Source organism: Ochrobactrum sp. EDr1-4 (assembly GCF_049199085.1).
Taxonomy (GTDB): domain Bacteria; phylum Pseudomonadota; class Alphaproteobacteria; order Rhizobiales; family Rhizobiaceae; genus Brucella.
In genome coordinates, this window is record NZ_JBLZOF010000001.1 from 736,154 (window position 1) to 749,298 (window position 13,145).

Consider the following 13,145-nt stretch of genomic DNA (forward strand, 5'->3'; position numbering starts at 1 on the left):
GGCCGCTCGATAATCGATATTGAGCTGCCAGCGCGGATTTTTTATCTCTTCAATATCAACTGGTATGGAACATCGCTCATGTCTACCGAAGCCCGCCTGACAGAACTTGAAATCCGGGTTGCTCAACAGGAACAGACGATTGAAGAGCTTTCTGCCGTCATTGCGGAGCAGTGGAAAACGATAGACCGTCTCGACAAAAAACATTCGGCCCTGACGGATCGCTTTTTGACGCTCGAAGGGCAAACCGCACCCGAAATTCCCATCACAAAGCCACCGCACTGGTAATGCAATGATTGAAATCATCACCCTTGAGCATCGAAAAGATCTCGCAGCAATTTGCGCAAAATGGAACCATGCCGAATGGGGACAGGCAGCGGGCGCAACTGAAGAAGAAGTCGCCTCAGCCTTACAGGATATTATCCATTCAAATGATGGTCAGGCAGCGCGTGCCGCGCTTTGGAATGGCGAACTGGCAGGCTTTGTTCTTCTGATTCATAGTGACCTCGACAGCCACCCTCACCTCAAGCCATGGGTTGCGAGTGTGCTGGTTGCACCGGAGTTTCGCGGGCGTGGTATTGCTAAGGCGCTCATGACAGCGATTGAAACGGCTGCTCATGATCTCGGTTATAGCGAGGCTTATCTCTACACCTATAAGCCTGATCTTTACCGCAAAATGGCATGGGGTGATTTTGAAGAACTGACCGGCGAGAATGAAGGCATGCTGATCTTAAATAAGAAAATCGCGCGGGGCTAACCGCGCGATTTTTTGCTTCTTATGATGCCGCCGGTATTGGGCAGCTCACACCTGTTCCGCGCAAACCGCAATAGCCATTCGGATTCTTGGCCAGATACTGCTGGTGATAATCTTCCGCGTAATAAAACGCCGGAGCATCAGCAATTTCCGTCGTGACCGGACCCAGACCACGCGATGCCAGCGCGGCCTGGTAAGCGTCCCTGCTCTTTTCAACCGCTTCACGATCCAGCTCATCAAAGGTGTAGATCACCGAACGATAAGTCGTGCCGATATCATTGCCCTGTCGCATGCCCTGCGTCGGATCATGCTCTTCCCAGAAGAGCGTCAGCAATTCATCAAGACTAACAACCTTTGGATCATAAACGACCAGCACCACCTCGGCGTGGCCAGTCAGACCCGTGCAGGTTTCCTCATAGGTCGGATTGGGCGTGATGCCGCCAGCATAGCCAACGGCAGTTACATAAACACCCGGCACCTGCCAGAACAGCCGCTCTGCGCCCCAGAAACAACCCATGCCGAACATGACCTGCTTCATGCCTTCCGGCCATGGCCCCTTAAGCGGCTTACCCGATACATAATGCGATGCTGCCGTCGGAAGCGCCGCAGCGCGACCCGGTAAAGCGTCCTGATGTGAAGGCATTTCTACCTTTTTGCGATAGCTGTCTAGGAAACTCATTTAACACCTCCTGAAGAGCTGAGAATATGCACATACTGCGCAACGCTCTTGGACAAACCGATCTTATGTAACTTCCGAAGATAGCGCCCGGAGACCAATGCTAACGCGCGCTAAAATTACCAAAGCGCTTTTCGCGACGATGGCCAGCCAGATAAAACAAGAGTGCGAGTATGCCGAACACCAGCCAGCCCGGCTGCTCCAGCAAAGGAACCAACACCCTGTCCCAAGCCGCTATGCCTATATAGTGCGTCACAAATGCTTCTGCATCCCCCAGCAGTTCTGGTGCACCAACAGCCCACATATCCAGAAATGGCTTCACGACGAATTCTTGCGCTCCGACCGAGCGCGCGCCATCCAAAACTGCAAAAACGACTGCCAGCGCCAGACACACAACCGCAAAACTGCGCAATACAAAACGAAACACGATTCTCTGCCTTCGATTTCACCCATGCAAATCGTGCCAAAATGCACGATCCATGCCATCTAGCCTCTGCCTAACTCATCACTAAATCATACCATAAGGCAGATGCAGCATGCATCATCGAATAAAGCACAAGTTTTTCAATATATTTTCCATTTAAAAAACAATTATTTAGCTCTTAAAAAGCCACAGGGCCGTGACTTGATACAAATTAAATAGAAAACTGACAAATAGCAGTTGAACATATGCGCATTCTGGCTATATTGCGCGCCGCAGCACCTGTTTTGGCAACTAACCAATGCCTGATTTGAAGCGGTGTCGTGTTTGCGAGAGTTCTGACCGCGCTTGCGGATTTCAAGACAGCAAATGAGTGGAGAGGTGGCCGAGTGGTTGAAGGCGCACGCCTGGAAAGTGTGTATACGGGGAACCGTATCGCGGGTTCGAATCCCGCTCTCTCCGCCAGACAATTCAAATAAGCATTTAGTCTGTTGAATTAAGTGGGTTAAAGCCCCAAAATTATATGACGACCTTTAGAAAATCAGCAGCAAACAGCCTGCCAAGTTTACCGCGCAACGCTATCACTCTCGAGGCCGCTATTTGAATAGAACGCGCAGCATCGCTTCCAATGTTGGATGACGATAGCGAATATAGATGCGCGGAATGCCAAACGCATCGTCGGTCGATTTGGCACGTTTACTCACTGTCGTTGTAGCGTTGAGATATCCAGCTTCCTTAACAATCTGCCTGTGGACCGGATCATTTCCACCGTAAGGATAGCAGAAGCTGGTGACTTCCGATCCGAGCACGTCTTCTATTTTTCTTTTGCAATCAGCAATTTGACGCTGCGCCTCCTGGTGGGAAACTTGAGGGAGAAGGCAATGATCCAATGTGTGGGCACCGACCTCATGCCCTAATCTAGCCCATTCACGTAATTCACTGGCATTCATACACGGCGACTGCGGTATGCCTTCTTTTGCATCCCAGACATTACTGCCACCAATTTGATTAGCGACAAAATAATTGGTCGCAGTGAAGCCAACTTCCGCCAGCGCAGGAGCTGCATGTTCAAGTGTATTCAAAAATCCATCATCAAAAGTAATGACGACGACTTTACCCTTCTTGTCACCTCGCAAATAAGGCCAAGCATCACGAACTGAGAGTCCTTTATAACCCAATGACTTCAGCCATTTCATCTGAGAACGGAAACTCTCAGGCCGAACGAAAAGTCCTTTGTATGGAACTTTAGGATCAGGCAGCCGTGCTATCTGGTGATAAAGAAGAACAGGTACTGACATTATTAATTAGCCTCAGATAAAACACTAACAATTAGGGGGCAATCAATATGCAGTGCTATATTATTAATCTTGACCGCGCACCAGAACGAATGCATCGCATATCTGAGTTGTTACAATCTTATTCGGCAAACTTCATTCGTCACCCTGCTACTGATGGCGCGCATTTTACAAAAGATGAAATCGCCCTTTACAGAAGCAAACGCACTCAAGGCAAGCCACTCACTACTGGTGAGATCGCTTGCTCTGAATCGCATCTAGCTATTTACCGGCAGATAATAGCATCCGCCGATGACTACGCTATTGTTATGGAAGACGACTTGCACCTATCCAATGATGCGGGTGATTTCATCAACTCTACAGACTGGATCCCCAGAGGGGCCGAAATTATTAAGCTAGAGACCGTTGATGAACCTACACTCATATCGACGCGAACAATAACAACCAAAAACAATCGTGAATTGGGCCAGCTATATTACAAGCATTGGGGGTCTGGAGCTTATGTAATAAGCAAATCAGCCGCTCGAAAAATGCTGGATCAATATATACCGGGTTCGACACCAATCGACGATTATCTTTTTGATCCCAGCGTGGCTCAATTCTCGCTATGGCAACTTCAACCCGCAATCGCTATTCAAGACGTCATTCTTACACGATTCAGCACGGCGAATGCCCCCTATTTAACCAGTGAAATTGAGATCGAGCGCCAAAAAGAACCGCGGTCCAAGCGCCGAAAAATTGGTTTACGCGCACTTGCTAAAAGAGAAACCATTCGCCTCGTACGCAAGAGCAGCAATCGTCTAAAATTCTTCTGGGGTATTTATATTTCCAATAAAATTATCAAGAAAAAAATATCCTTCCGATTGTAAAAATAACCCACAATAAATTGGATACTGGACTAAATAACATTTTATAGTTTACATTTGTTTGTTTACCAATACACATCAAACATGATTTAATATTTCAAAATATATTTTTGTTAAGTTTTAATAAATAGCGAATTTTAATAACGAAAATAACGATACTTAAGAAAATATTATTAAGGAAATTTTATGGCTCTTAATGACGAGACGACATGCAAAACCAATGAAACTAGCTGGCGTAAAGCCTTCTTGTCAGTGCAGAGCATGCGTATAGGCGTCGTGCCGCTTCCAATATATTTACTCATAACGCTGCTGATCGTTGGCTTCGTATTGATTGGCAAGGTGCCCTCAGATTTGACGATGTCTATCGGCATTCTGTCTGTGGGTGGCTTTCTTTTTATGGAGCTCGGTAAGCGCTTTCGAATACTGGGGCTGATGGGTGGAGCTGCAATTATGGCATTCGTAGTGCCGTCGGCTGCCGTCTTCTATGGCATTATTCCAGCATCGGTTGCGACATCCGTGACAACCTTCAGCAAACAATCCAACTTTCTCTATCTCTACATTGCAGCCATCATCGTCGGCAGCATAGTGAGTATGGACCGCCGCGTTCTGATAAACGGCTTTTTCCGAATTTTTGTGCCTCTTGCCGCAGGATCAATTGTTGCGTTGATCACGGGAACTCTTGTGGGCGTAGCAATGGGACTAACGGCCATCCATAGTCTCTTCTTCATCGTGGTGCCCATTATGGCTGGAGGATTAGGAGAAGGCGCAATTCCACTCTCTATGGGATATTCGCTCATTCTTCATCAGCCGCAAGATGTTCTGTTCGCTCAGATTATACCGGTTGTTATGCTCGGCAGTTTTACAGCCGTTTTCCTATGTGGACTGCTCAATTTGCTGGGAAAGCACTATCCGCATCTCACCGGCGAAGGGCGACTACAGCCAGACGACGAAAACACAGCATCCTCAACTGACAAAGCCTTCGAAGCTATCGCAATCACAGATATTGCAGCAGCAGGCGTTACGATTGTCAGCCTATATTTGCTAGGCGTCTATGTTCAGGACTTAACAGACTTTCCGGCGCCGATATGCATGCTATTCTTGGCTGTTGCAGCCAAAGTTGGCAAACTATTCGAGCCGCGTATCGAAAGCGGATGTCATCATGTCTACAAGTTTTTCTCAACTATTGTGACATGGCCGCTACTGTTTGCAATGGGAGTGGCTTATACGCCTTGGGCGAAATTTATTGCGGTATTTAACTTACCCACTGTCGTGACAGTCTTCGCAACGGTTTTCTCTCTGATCACGACAGGTTTCTTCGTTGCCCGGTTTGTTAAACTTTACCCAATCGACACCGCGATTGTGACCGGGTGCCACAGTGGACAAGGTGGGACTGGTGACATTGCAATTTTGACCGCTGCCAACCGTGTGGCTTTGATGCCTTTCGCACAAATAGCAACGCGCATTGGCGGAGCAATTACAGTTTCAATCGCGATTATAACATTAAGATATATTGTCTAAATTCCAGACCAGTAGCGTCCCGCATTATAGCGAGAACAATGCAGATCAACGCACCACTCCATGTCTATGGAGGAGGCTACATTACGACTGATATTTTATGAGAGTTAGAGCAATTCATTGAAGGACTGGTGCTGCGAGAGAGGATTGAACTCTCGACCTCTCCATTACCAATGGAGTGCTCTACCACTGAGCTACCGCAGCATTCTCTTGAACGCGGCGGACTTCTGACACATCATTACGCAAATCGCAAGCAACCAAATGCAATTATTTTGACATAATGTGGAAATCACCCTCACGTCGCTATAAAACCCACTTTCCGCAGGCGATACACCATAGTACACAGATCTGATGAGCGAAAAAGACATCGAAAACAACAAACAGAACCAGCCTGACCCGCGTGAAAAACGGCGTGCAGAGCAGCTACGGGCGAATCTGATGCGCCGCAAAGTGCAATCACGTTCACGACGTGCGGGCGATGCAGACGAACGCAACGACGGCATTACAGCCGGCAAACAGGATCAGGATTGAAATCCGTTGCCTTTGATCAGCTGCTACGATTTTAAAAACTGCCTTTTTAGCGAATAAGTATGTTGTGAAGCCTTCCTTGAAGATAGGGAAGAGCTGTTATAAAAGCGCAATTAATCTCTTGCTGGCGTCACCGCACGACTATGATTCGTGATCGACGTAATTTCGCCGCAGGATCAGTCAATTTCATATTGCAATACTGCGAGTCCCAAGACCGCAGAATTTGCAAATATCGATTACCGGGCAACGGCTTCGGCCCAGAAGGTGAAACAGCATGGATCGCATCAAAATCGTCGGCGGCAATAAGCTTAATGGCGTCATTCCTATTTCTGGCGCAAAAAATGCCGCTCTGCCGCTGATGATTGCTTCGCTTCTCACCGACGATACGCTGACGCTTGAGAACGTACCGCATCTCGCCGATGTCGAGCAATTGATCCGCATTTTGGGCAATCACGGCGTTGATTATTCAGTTAATGGCCGCCGTGAACATCAGGACGGTTCTTATTCGCGCACCATCCATTTTACGGCCCGCACGATTGTAGATACCGTTGCTCCTTATGAACTGGTTTCCAAGATGCGTGCGAGCTTCTGGGTTATCGGACCACTTCTGGCGCGTATGGGCGAAGCAACTGTATCGCTGCCAGGTGGTTGCGCGATTGGTACGCGCCCGGTTGATTTGCTGCTTGAGTGCCTTCAGGCGCTGGGTGCACAGATCGACATTGAAAACGGCTATGCCAAAGCACGCGCACCAAAAGGCGGTCTTGTTGGCGCACGTTATCGCTTCCCGAAGGTTTCGGTTGGCGCAACCCATGTCATGCTGATGGCAGCGGTGCTTGCCAAGGGCGAAACCATTATCGAAAACCCTGCACGCGAACCAGAAGTCGTCAATCTTGCCGACTGCCTGAACGCAATGGGTGCAAAAATCACAGGTGCTGGCACCGAGACAATCCACATTCAAGGCGTAACCAGCCTGTCAGGCGCACGCGTTCGCGTCATTCCTGACCGCATCGAAACCGGCACCTATGCCATGGTTGTCGCGATGACCGGCGGTGATGTTGTGCTCGAAGGTGCTGAAGCAAGCCAATTGACTGCCGCGCTTGATGTCCTTCGCAAGGCCGGTGCGGAAATCACCGAAACCAATAGCGGTCTTCGCGTTGTGCGCAACGGCCATGGTATTCATCCAGTTGATGTGACGACTGATCCATTCCCCGGCTTCCCAACCGATCTTCAGGCACAGTTTATGGGCCTGATGACGATGGCCAAGGGTACATCGCATATTACTGAAACGATTTTCGAAAACCGCTTCATGCATGTGCAGGAACTGGCACGTCTTGGCGCCAAGATTTCGCTGTCGGGCCAGACTGCTACCGTTGAAGGCGTCGAGCGCCTCAAGGGTGCACAGGTTATGGCAACAGATCTGCGCGCTTCGGTTTCGCTGGTTATCGCTGGCCTTGCAGCCGAAGGCGAAACCATTGTCAACCGCGTTTATCATCTTGATCGCGGCTTTGAACGTCTGGAAGAAAAGCTTTCGCGTTGCGGTGCCAACGTCGAACGTATCAGCGGATAAAAATTCAAAAGCCGGATTTGCTAACAGCATTCCGGCTTTTCTTTTATTCCTAAAGCGTGTCGCAATTTATCGTATTCAATCGACACGCTTTATCTTTTTGTTTTTACGCATGTCGTTATCGGAAAACTGGTTCCCACTTTTCCGCGACATGCTTTAGCTTATTAATCAACAGGCTGAAAAGTCTGTCGATTTTTTTGTGGCTACATGTAAAGTTGCTTCCAACATCATTTGAGAATAGCAGGGAATGATACCAGATATGGAAATGTTGAAGCTTGTGGCGCTGGATGAGGAAGATTTGCAGGTCCTGTCCGCCCATCTTCAGGATGCGGTTCTGAAAGTATCAGACCTGCAATATCTGGCGGCGGATAAGCGCTTTGTACTCACGCTGAACCGTTTTGCGTGGGAAGAAGCCAAGCCAAAGCTGTTCCGCAAGCCGCAATATCAGCGTCGCCGCACCGCTTTGCATTTTAACCGTGTCACGGCGGTCAAAGGCAGCGGTATCGACCGGCAGAAGTCGGAAGAGGTTCTTTCGCTGCTGGCTATCCGTTTTATCGCCAGTGAAGCACCAGCCGGAACTTTGGAACTGACATTCTCGGCAAATGCCGCTATCCGTCTCGATGTAGAATGCATTGAAGCGCAGCTGACAGATCTTGGCCCCGCATGGGAAACCGCTTCGGTGCCAAAACACGAAGCCTGATTGCCGCTTTGACTTAAGGGCTTTGCCCAGAATAAAAATTAAAGGAATACCAGCGTGGCCACGACGCTCAGACAAAACGATCCCGATTTTGAACAGCAATTTGCAGCTTTCCTCACAGGCAAGCGCGAGGTTTCTGAAGATGTTGATCGTGCTGCGCGCGAAATCGTTGATCGTGTGCGCCGCGAAGGCGATGCTGCGCTGATCGAATATTCGCTTCGTTTCGACCGCATTGATCTGAACAAAACCGGCATTCGTATAACGGAAGCTGAAGTCGATGCGGCTTTTGACGAAGCCCCTGCCTCGACCATCGAAGCATTGAAGCTTGCGCATGAGCGCATTGAAAAGCACCATGCGCGTCAGCTACCGAAAGATGACCGCTATACCGATGCGCTTGGCGTTGAACTCGGTTCACGCTGGACTGCAATTGAAGCGGTCGGCCTTTATGTTCCGGGCGGCACAGCAAGCTATCCAAGCTCGGTTCTAATGAATGCCGTGCCTGCAAAGGTTGCAGGTTGCGAGCGCATCGTGATGGTCGTCCCCTCGCCTGATGGTAAGCTCAATCCGCTGGTCCTGGTGGCAGCGCGTCTTGCCGGTGTTTCGGAAATCTATCGTGTTGGTGGTGCGCAGGCTGTTGCGGCACTCGCCTATGGCACAGAGACCATCGCCCCGGTTGCAAAGATCGTTGGCCCCGGCAACGCATTCGTGGCCGCAGCCAAGCGCATCGTATTTGGCACTGTCGGCATCGACATGATTGCCGGACCATCGGAAGTTCTGGTGATTGCCGACAAGGATAACAATCCAGACTGGCTGGCTGCTGACATTCTGGCGCAGGCTGAACATGACACGGCTGCGCAATCTATCCTGATGACCAATGATGAGCCTTTCGCAAAGGCTGTCGAAGAAGCCGTCGAACGTCAGCTCAAAACTTTGCCGCGCGCTGAAACAGCCGCCGCTAGCTGGCGCGATTTTGGTGCGGTCATTCTGGTTGATGATTTTGAAGCGGCCATTCCACTAGCCAACCGGATTGCTGCCGAGCATTTGGAGATCGCCACCGCTGACCCCGAAACGCTTTTGCCAAAAATCCGCAATGCCGGTTCAATCTTTATCGGCGCTTATACGCCAGAAGTGATCGGCGATTATGTCGGCGGATGTAACCACGTTCTGCCAACCGCACGTTCGGCACGGTTCTCGTCTGGTCTGTCGGTTCTGGATTATATGAAGCGCACCTCGCTTCTAAAACTCGGCCCCGATCAGCTGCGCGCACTCGGGCCAGCAGCCATCGAAATCGCCCGTGCCGAAGGCCTTGATGCTCACGCACAATCCGTCGCCATACGGCTTAATCTATGAGGGATCATGACCGCTGGCGTTCCTAATGCCCGATTGATCGACATCGAGCTGGATGAGTCCATCGGCCGCTCGACGCCTGATGTCGAGCATGAACGCGCGGTCGCGATTTTTGATCTGGTTGAAGAAAACGCATTCTGCCCAGTCGGCGACGATTTAGGCGGACCCTACAAGCTCAAACTGTCGCTGATGGAATCACGTCTGATTTTTTTGATCATGCGCGAAAGCGGCGACACTGTCGCGACTCACATTCTATCGCTCACTCCGCTTCGCCGTGTAGTGCGAGATTATTTCATGGTCTGCGAAAGCTATTATGAAGCGATCCGTTCCGCCAGCCCCAGCAAGATTGAAGCCATCGATATGGGACGGCGCGGTCTGCACAATGAAGGATCGCAAGTTCTGCAAACCCGCTTGAACGGCAAAATCGAAGTCGACTTCACAACCGCACGGCGGCTTTTCACGCTCGTCTGCGTGCTGCACTGGCGGGGCTGATCCTTGATGCCGATTGAGGACATGATTACAGCACCGGAAGAGATTGAGGCCGCCAAACGACCAACTTCAGTGCTTTTTGTCTGCGGAAAAAACGCGATCCGCTCGCCGATTGCTGAACTTCTTGCCAGAAAACTGTTGCCGTCCAATATGTTCATTGCTTCCGCAGGTGTGCAGCGCGGGGAACGTGATCCCTTTGTCGATGCGGTGCTTGTTGAAGAAGGTCTGTCACTGGATGATCGTCAGCCACGCGGGCTTGAAGAACTGGCAGATGGTTATTTCGACCTGATCATTACACTGACCCCGCTTGCACATCACACGGTGCTTGAAAAAATGCGTGGCTTTTCAGTCGATGTGGAATATTGGCCCACACCTGACCCAACGCTTGTGACAGGCAGCCGCGAGCAGATCATGAATGCTTATCGCGATGTTAGGGACCGCTTAAAGCGCCAAATTACACAGCGTTTGGCCCCAAATTAACAGCGCCCGAGGCTAATCCAATTCCGTTGTTCACAAATGCCGTCTAATCATATAGGTTCCGGCCAAATTTAAAGCTATGGCCCGGTTTTGGGCCAATTTATCGTAGAAAGAAATAGGTATCGTATGCCGAAAGAAGAAGTCCTAGAGTTTCCAGGTGTTGTTACGGAACTGCTGCCAAACGCAATGTTCCGCGTAAAGCTCGAAAACGACCACGAAATTATTGCTCACACGGCTGGCCGTATGCGTAAGAACCGCATCCGCGTTCTCGCAGGCGACAAGGTTCTGGTTGAAATGACCCCTTACGACCTGACCAAAGGCCGTATTACCTATCGCTTCAAGTAAGTCTCAACTCGCTTTTCAGGAAAACTGGTGTCTATGAGCGCGCAACATAAGCTGGTTCTTGCCTCCGGCTCTCCCCGCAGGATTGAGCTTCTGGGGCAAGTCGGCATTGAGCCAGATCATATTCAGCCGGCTGACATTGACGAAACGCCTGAGCGCGCGGAACATCCGCGTTCGCTCGCGCGTCGTCTTGCGCGTGAGAAGGCAAAGGCGGCACAGGCACAATTGCAGGGTGATGAAAACCTCGCCAATGCTTTTGTTCTGGCAGCTGATACGGTTGTAGCTGTAGGACGTCGCGTTCTGCCAAAAGCGGAAATCACCGACGAGGCGCGGGAATGCCTGCGTCTTCTGTCGGGGCGCACGCATAAGGTGTTTACCGGGGTCTGCGTAATCCTGCCCAATGGTAACCTACGCCAGACGCTTGTTGAAACGCGCCTGCGTTTTGAACGTCTGACGCGCAAACAGATCGACGCCTATCTCGCCTCTGGCGAATGGCGCGGCAAGGCTGGCGGCTATGCCATTCAGGGGCTTGCTGGCAGCTTCGTGGTCAAGCTGGTTGGCTCTTACAGCAATGTTGTGGGACTGCCGCTTCAGGAAGTTGTAAGCCTGCTGGCTGACGGTGACTATCCGGTTTATGCAAACTGGGAAAGCGGCAAGGTCTGAGATTTCTATGAGTGATAAGAAAGACATATCAACAGCACCGGACGCGCGCGTAACACCGTTGCGCCCGACACGCCCCTGCCCTGAATGCAGCAAGCCGTCGGCTCGCGATTCTTATCCGTTCTGTTCGCCGCGTTGTAAAAGCATTGATCTCAATCGTTGGCTTTCGGGAAGCTATGTCATTCCCGGAAAAACGATTGAGGAAGAAGAAGAAAACGACAACTGATACTTTTCTATGAGTGATTTCCACAATCAAATCGGTGCTTTAGCGCGTTTATAAGAAATCTTATAAAAAGTGCGATAGGGTGCTGGACAGCGCGAAATTTAATGCTATAACGCACCCACTTCCGGCGGACACCAACACCGCCACTAAGTGAGAGATCACTGACAGGATGCCCGGATAGCTCAGTTGGTAGAGCAGCGGATTGAAAATCCGCGTGTCGGCGGTTCAAATCCGTCTCCGGGCACCACTCTTTCGTCCCAAAAATAACAATGATGTTTTACAGGTTTTGAGTCTCGCTACGAGAGCACTATGCTTTCTGCCTCCACTGCGCATCAAACCCTACCGCTAACTCAGCATCGACCGATTACGCCCGGCATTTTTTGCGGCATATAAAGCTTTATCAGCAGCCACCAGAAAAGCCTTGCGATCCCCACGTTGATACTCGGCAATACCGGCTGAGAACGTAACTTCAATAGACTCACTGCTCAATCGCATCTCAGCGAGTTGGCCACGCAACCTCTCAACCACGGCCAAAGCTGCATGTGCGTTTGTACGCGGCATAATGATCAGAATCTCTTCGCCTCCATAGCGGACGGCAGAATCGCCCTCTCTGATCCCATTGATGATCATCTCTGAAATCTCGCGCAAAACCTCGTCACCAACCACATGTCCGTAAAGATCGTTGATCCTTTTAAAGTAATCCACATCGATAAACGCGACCGAGAGAGGCTCAAGCCGCACTCTCGATAAGGCAATTGCTTTTGACACACGATCAAGACCGGCTCTGCGATTGAGCAGAGCCGTCAGCTCATCGCGCGTTGCATGAAATTCAAGCTTTCGATTTGCGCGCAACAATTTGTCTTCGGCAATCTTCTGCTGCGTAATATCAGTGACGAATGTTGCCTTGTTGCGGCTTCCATCTTTGCCCAGCAGCAGAACGGCATTTGCGATGATGAAAAGCTCGTTGCCATGCCGATCCAGCACAGTCCATTCCATCTGAAGCTCAGTCAGGGATTTGCTATCACCTTCCGAGTAATCGTTGATGAAACTGTTATGCAATGCGGTAAGCTCATCCTTGTTTGCATCCGGAACCAGAATAGTAAAATCCTGACCAATCAGTTCATCTGCTTCATAGCCATAAAGATTGCAAAACGCTCTGTTGACGAAAATGAAAAGACCTTGTTCATCAGTAATGCAAACACCGAGAGGACTTTCTGTGACCAAAGAAAGAATATTCTTCGAGGAAACAAAGGGATTCTTCTGATCGTGTATGTGCATATATTCGCATCCTCTT

Annotated in this window: 17 protein-coding genes and 3 tRNA genes; 15 read left to right on the top strand and 5 right to left on the bottom strand. The window is 50.1% G+C overall.

Features of this window, described 5'->3' with window-relative positions; translation table 11 throughout:
- Positions 1-78: 78 nt before the first annotated feature.
- Both ACOZHT_RS03695 and ACOZHT_RS03700 read left to right on the top strand, forming a co-directional pair.
- Positions 79-285 (top strand): SlyX family protein, encoded by a 207-nt coding sequence (locus tag ACOZHT_RS03695; protein ID WP_094506284.1) that lies wholly within the window; start codon positions 79-81, stop codon positions 283-285.
- Positions 286-289: 4 nt separating this feature from the next.
- A complete protein-coding gene (locus ACOZHT_RS03700; RefSeq protein WP_339509434.1) occupies positions 290-754 on the top strand; it encodes a GNAT family N-acetyltransferase in 465 nt (154 codons plus the stop codon).
- Positions 755-773: 19 nt separating this feature from the next.
- Here the strand turns inward: ACOZHT_RS03700 and msrA are convergent, their stop codons facing one another.
- Together msrA and ACOZHT_RS03710 are read right to left on the bottom strand one after the other, a co-directional pair.
- Positions 774-1,430 (bottom strand): peptide-methionine (S)-S-oxide reductase MsrA, encoded by a 657-nt coding sequence (msrA, locus tag ACOZHT_RS03705; RefSeq protein WP_339509433.1) that lies wholly within the window; start codon positions 1,428-1,430, stop codon positions 774-776.
- A 100-nt stretch (positions 1,431-1,530) separates the two neighbouring features.
- Positions 1,531-1,854: a hypothetical protein gene (locus ACOZHT_RS03710; RefSeq protein ID WP_339509432.1), complete on the bottom strand. Its 324-nt coding sequence runs from the start codon at positions 1,852-1,854 to the stop codon at positions 1,531-1,533.
- A 369-nt stretch (positions 1,855-2,223) separates the two neighbouring features.
- Here ACOZHT_RS03710 and ACOZHT_RS03715 point away from each other — a divergent pair.
- Positions 2,224-2,313 (top strand) — tRNA-Ser (locus tag ACOZHT_RS03715).
- A 131-nt stretch (positions 2,314-2,444) separates the two neighbouring features.
- Here the strand turns inward: ACOZHT_RS03715 and ACOZHT_RS03720 are convergent.
- A complete protein-coding gene (locus ACOZHT_RS03720) occupies positions 2,445-3,146 on the bottom strand; it encodes a polysaccharide deacetylase family protein (RefSeq protein WP_421565329.1) in 702 nt (233 codons plus the stop codon).
- Between the two features lie 47 nt (positions 3,147-3,193).
- Between ACOZHT_RS03720 and ACOZHT_RS03725 the strand changes: the two genes are divergently transcribed.
- A complete protein-coding gene (locus ACOZHT_RS03725; protein ID WP_339509430.1) occupies positions 3,194-4,012 on the top strand; it encodes a glycosyltransferase family 25 protein in 819 nt (272 codons plus the stop codon).
- 183 nt (positions 4,013-4,195) lie between these two features.
- A complete protein-coding gene (locus ACOZHT_RS03730) occupies positions 4,196-5,527 on the top strand; it encodes a 2-hydroxycarboxylate transporter family protein (RefSeq protein ID WP_421565330.1) in 1,332 nt (443 codons plus the stop codon).
- Between the two features lie 126 nt (positions 5,528-5,653).
- Here ACOZHT_RS03730 and ACOZHT_RS03735 read toward each other — a convergent pair.
- Positions 5,654-5,728: transfer RNA gene (locus tag ACOZHT_RS03735), tRNA-Thr, on the bottom strand.
- Positions 5,729-5,875: 147 nt separating this feature from the next.
- Here ACOZHT_RS03735 and ACOZHT_RS03740 point away from each other — a divergent pair.
- The 10 genes from ACOZHT_RS03740 to ACOZHT_RS03785 all read left to right on the top strand — a co-directional run bounded on the left by ACOZHT_RS03740 (position 5,876) and on the right by ACOZHT_RS03785 (position 12,098).
- Entirely contained in the window at positions 5,876-6,055 is a 180-nt protein-coding gene (locus ACOZHT_RS03740) for a hypothetical protein (RefSeq protein WP_339509428.1), read from the top strand.
- A gap of 271 nt (positions 6,056-6,326) precedes the next feature.
- Positions 6,327-7,619 carry a UDP-N-acetylglucosamine 1-carboxyvinyltransferase gene (gene murA, locus ACOZHT_RS03745; protein WP_250039032.1) on the top strand — a complete coding sequence of 431 codons (1,293 nt, stop codon included), beginning with the start codon at positions 6,327-6,329 and terminating at the stop codon, positions 7,617-7,619.
- Between the two features lie 256 nt (positions 7,620-7,875).
- Positions 7,876-8,316: a DUF2948 family protein gene (locus ACOZHT_RS03750; protein ID WP_339509427.1), complete on the top strand. Its 441-nt coding sequence runs from the start codon at positions 7,876-7,878 to the stop codon at positions 8,314-8,316.
- 54 nt (positions 8,317-8,370) lie between these two features.
- Positions 8,371-9,663, top strand: coding sequence for a histidinol dehydrogenase (gene hisD / locus ACOZHT_RS03755; protein ID WP_339509426.1), 1,293 nt, complete (start codon positions 8,371-8,373; stop codon positions 9,661-9,663).
- 6 nt (positions 9,664-9,669) lie between these two features.
- The gene (locus tag ACOZHT_RS03760; protein ID WP_339509425.1) at positions 9,670-10,152 is read left to right on the top strand and encodes a UPF0262 family protein; all 483 of its coding nucleotides are present in this window, start codon (positions 9,670-9,672) and stop codon (positions 10,150-10,152) included.
- A gap of 6 nt (positions 10,153-10,158) precedes the next feature.
- Entirely contained in the window at positions 10,159-10,629 is a 471-nt protein-coding gene (locus tag ACOZHT_RS03765; RefSeq protein ID WP_339509526.1) for a low molecular weight phosphatase family protein, read from the top strand.
- Between the two features lie 123 nt (positions 10,630-10,752).
- Positions 10,753-10,971 (top strand): translation initiation factor IF-1, encoded by a 219-nt coding sequence (infA, locus tag ACOZHT_RS03770; RefSeq protein WP_007873428.1) that lies wholly within the window; start codon positions 10,753-10,755, stop codon positions 10,969-10,971.
- A gap of 33 nt (positions 10,972-11,004) precedes the next feature.
- Positions 11,005-11,631, top strand: coding sequence for a Maf-like protein (locus ACOZHT_RS03775; RefSeq protein ID WP_339509424.1), 627 nt, complete (start codon positions 11,005-11,007; stop codon positions 11,629-11,631).
- Positions 11,632-11,638: 7 nt separating this feature from the next.
- Complete coding sequence (gene yacG, locus ACOZHT_RS03780) at positions 11,639-11,854, top strand: DNA gyrase inhibitor YacG (RefSeq protein WP_339509423.1); 216 nt, start codon at positions 11,639-11,641, stop codon at positions 11,852-11,854.
- Between the two features lie 168 nt (positions 11,855-12,022).
- Positions 12,023-12,098: transfer RNA gene (locus ACOZHT_RS03785), tRNA-Phe, on the top strand.
- 98 nt (positions 12,099-12,196) lie between these two features.
- Here the strand turns inward: ACOZHT_RS03785 and ACOZHT_RS03790 are convergent.
- Entirely contained in the window at positions 12,197-13,129 is a 933-nt protein-coding gene (locus ACOZHT_RS03790; protein WP_421565331.1) for a sensor domain-containing diguanylate cyclase, read from the bottom strand.
- Positions 13,130-13,145 lie beyond the last annotated feature (16 nt).

Bases quoted from the DNA above. Each gene is read 5' to 3' on its own strand.
- ACOZHT_RS03790 (WP_421565331.1), bottom strand. From the start codon at position 13,129: ATGCACATACACGATCAGAAGAATCCCTTTGTTTCCTCGAAGAATATT.
- ACOZHT_RS03760 (WP_339509425.1), top strand. From the start codon at position 9,670: ATGACCGCTGGCGTTCCTAATGCCCGATTGATCGACATCGAGCTGGAT.
- ACOZHT_RS03700 (WP_339509434.1), top strand. From the start codon at position 290: ATGATTGAAATCATCACCCTTGAGCATCGAAAAGATCTCGCAGCAATT.
- ACOZHT_RS03730 (WP_421565330.1), top strand. From the start codon at position 4,196: ATGGCTCTTAATGACGAGACGACATGCAAAACCAATGAAACTAGCTGG.
- ACOZHT_RS03695 (WP_094506284.1), top strand. From the start codon at position 79: ATGTCTACCGAAGCCCGCCTGACAGAACTTGAAATCCGGGTTGCTCAA.
- ACOZHT_RS03720 (WP_421565329.1), bottom strand. From the start codon at position 3,146: ATGTCAGTACCTGTTCTTCTTTATCACCAGATAGCACGGCTGCCTGAT.
- ACOZHT_RS03750 (WP_339509427.1), top strand. From the start codon at position 7,876: ATGGAAATGTTGAAGCTTGTGGCGCTGGATGAGGAAGATTTGCAGGTC.
- murA (WP_250039032.1), top strand. From the start codon at position 6,327: ATGGATCGCATCAAAATCGTCGGCGGCAATAAGCTTAATGGCGTCATT.
- ACOZHT_RS03740 (WP_339509428.1), top strand. From the start codon at position 5,876: ATGAGCGAAAAAGACATCGAAAACAACAAACAGAACCAGCCTGACCCG.
- ACOZHT_RS03725 (WP_339509430.1), top strand. From the start codon at position 3,194: ATGCAGTGCTATATTATTAATCTTGACCGCGCACCAGAACGAATGCAT.
- ACOZHT_RS03775 (WP_339509424.1), top strand. From the start codon at position 11,005: ATGAGCGCGCAACATAAGCTGGTTCTTGCCTCCGGCTCTCCCCGCAGG.
- yacG (WP_339509423.1), top strand. From the start codon at position 11,639: ATGAGTGATAAGAAAGACATATCAACAGCACCGGACGCGCGCGTAACA.
- msrA (WP_339509433.1), bottom strand. From the start codon at position 1,430: ATGAGTTTCCTAGACAGCTATCGCAAAAAGGTAGAAATGCCTTCACAT.
- ACOZHT_RS03765 (WP_339509526.1), top strand. From the start codon at position 10,159: ATGCCGATTGAGGACATGATTACAGCACCGGAAGAGATTGAGGCCGCC.
- infA (WP_007873428.1), top strand. From the start codon at position 10,753: ATGCCGAAAGAAGAAGTCCTAGAGTTTCCAGGTGTTGTTACGGAACTG.